This window comes from Candidatus Infernicultor aquiphilus (genome assembly GCF_002784285.1).
Classification (GTDB): Bacteria; Atribacterota; Phoenicimicrobiia; order Phoenicimicrobiales; family Phoenicimicrobiaceae; genus Infernicultor; species Infernicultor aquiphilus.
Window position 1 is genome coordinate 1 of sequence record NZ_PFKO01000251.1, and the last position, 2,147, is coordinate 2,147.

The following is a 2,147-nucleotide window of genomic DNA, read 5'->3' on the forward strand; positions in this document are numbered from 1 at the left end:
GACTGTCCCTACTTTTATTTCTTCTTTTTCCTGACCAATTATTTTAAGCAGGACACCAGAAGCAGGAGAAACTACCTCATTAGTTATCTTTTCGGAAGAAACCTCAAAAAGTGGTTCACCTTCTTTAATCTTTTCTCCCTCTTTTTTAAACCATTTTTCAATAAAACCGCATTCCATATTTAAACCAAATCTAGGCATTTTAATTTCATACATTATCTTCTTACCTTAACACTTTCTTTACTGCATTAATTACATCTTTATAATTGGGAGTTACGAAATCTTGAAGAGTGGAAGCAAAAGGCATAGGAACATTTTTTGCACCAACTCTTATCACCGGTGCATCTAAATAATCGAAAGCTTCTTCTTGAACTACACTGGCAATTTCTGCTCCCCATCCAGCCCTCTTCCAGGTTTCGTGAGCCACAACCAAGCGTCCAGTCTTTTTTACTGATTCAATAACTTGATTTTTGTCCCAGGGGACTAAAGTCCTCAGGTCAATGACTTCTACGCTTATACCCTCATGCTCAAGTTCTTCCGCTGCCTTTAAAGATTCATGAACCATTCTGGACATAGTTACTACCGTAACATCATTTCCTTCTTTTTTTATATCGGCAACGCCAAAGGGGATAAGGTACTCTTTTTCCGGAACAAAGCCCTTGGTTTTATAGAGCATTTTATGTTCAAAACAGATAACCGGGTCATCTTCTCTTAAAGCAGTTTTTATCAGTCCTTTTATATCATACGGCGTGGAAGGGATGATGACCTTTATGCCGGGGGTGTGCATAAATATAGTTTCTATAGATTCCGAATGTTGCGCTGCAGCAGAATTAGATATACCGTCAGGACCCCTTAAAAGCAGGTGAAGTTTTCCTTGGCCACCAGTCATATACCTAATCTTTTCTATCTGAAGGGTGATGGATTGGATACCGGTAAATAGGAAATCTGCAAAATGAAATTCGGCAATAGGTCTCATTCCTACCAGTGCAGCTCCCAATGCAGAACCATAGATAACTTCTTCTGATATGGGAGTATCAAAAATTCTACCAGAAAATTTTCCTGAAAAAGATTTATAAGCACCGAATATTCCTCCTTGTTTAGCTACATCTTCACCATAAGTAAAGATAGTGGGGTTTTTTCCCATTTCTTCAGAAATTGCCTCTCCTAAAGCTTCAGCAAAAGTTATTTCCCTCATTTTTACCTCCTTTAATAATCGTAACCAGAATCATTGACAAAAAGGTCAGTTAAAGCCTCTTTATTGCTGGGGATAGGGCTTTCTTTAGCAAATTTAGCCGCTTCTTTAATCTCTTTTTGATTATTCTCCCATATTTTTTTCTTTTCAACTTCATTTAACATCTTTAATTCAAATAATTTTTTCTCAAACTTTTTAATCGGTTCCTTTAACCAGAATTCCTCAACTTCTTTTTTGTCTCTGTAAAGTTCAGGGTCTCCTACAAAATGTCCTTTGATTCTATAGGTTTTTGCTTCAATCAGAGAAGGTCCGCCGCCTTCTCTGGCTCTTTTTATCATTTCTTTGGCAATTTCATATACCACTATAATATCATTTCCGTCAATAGTTACCCCTGGTATGCCATAACTAACTGCCCTGTCAGAAATATTTTCTATAGCGGTCGTTTCTTTAGTAGATGCAGTAGAAGCATAATGATTATTTTCCACAATAAAAATTAAGGGAAGTCTATATATGGAGGCAAAATTGAGACTTTCATGAAATGCTCCCGTGTTCGACGCCCCGTCGCCAAAAAAAGCGACGACAACTTGATCAGCTTTCTTCATTTTTATTCCTAAACCCGCACCGACTGCTATGGGAAGACCGCCTCCTACTACACCATTTGCCCCTAAAACCCCAATAGAAAAATCTGCTATATGCATTGAGCCTCCTTTTCCTTTACAGTAACCCGTTGTTCTACCGTAAAGTTCTGCCATCATTCTGTTGACATCTGCACCTTTGGCTATCATATGACCGTGTCCCCGGTGTGTACTGGTGATGAAATCGTCTTTTCTAAGATTAGCCATAACTCCGGTGGCAATGGCCTCTTCCCCAATGTAAAGGTGAATAAAACCAAGAAGTTCTCCCTCCAAGAATAATTTTTCTGCCATGAGTTCGAAATTTCTAATTTTTACCATGGTTT

The 2,147-nt window shown here is 38.2% G+C and carries 3 protein-coding genes; all 3 read right to left on the reverse strand.

Features of this window, described 5'->3' with window-relative positions; translation table 11 throughout:
* A partial coding sequence (locus COZ07_RS06685; protein ID WP_406607794.1) for a biotin/lipoyl-containing protein occupies positions 1 to 213 on the reverse strand: 213 nt, incomplete at its 3' end.
* A gap of 7 nt (positions 214 to 220) precedes the next feature.
* Positions 221 to 1,192, reverse strand: coding sequence for an alpha-ketoacid dehydrogenase subunit beta (locus tag COZ07_RS06690; protein WP_406607795.1), 972 nt, complete (start codon positions 1,190 to 1,192; stop codon positions 221 to 223).
* 11 nt (positions 1,193 to 1,203) lie between these two features.
* Positions 1,204 to 2,142, reverse strand: coding sequence for a thiamine pyrophosphate-dependent dehydrogenase E1 component subunit alpha (locus COZ07_RS06695; protein WP_406607796.1), 939 nt, complete (start codon positions 2,140 to 2,142; stop codon positions 1,204 to 1,206).
* Positions 2,143 to 2,147: the final 5 nt, after the last annotated feature.

Excerpts from the sequence above, each read along its gene's own strand:
- COZ07_RS06690 (WP_406607795.1), bottom strand. The coding sequence starts at position 1,192 with ATGAGGGAAATAACTTTTGCTGAAGCTTTAGGAGAGGCAATTTCTGAA.
- COZ07_RS06695 (WP_406607796.1), bottom strand. The coding sequence starts at position 2,142 with ATGGTAAAAATTAGAAATTTCGAACTCATGGCAGAAAAATTATTCTTG.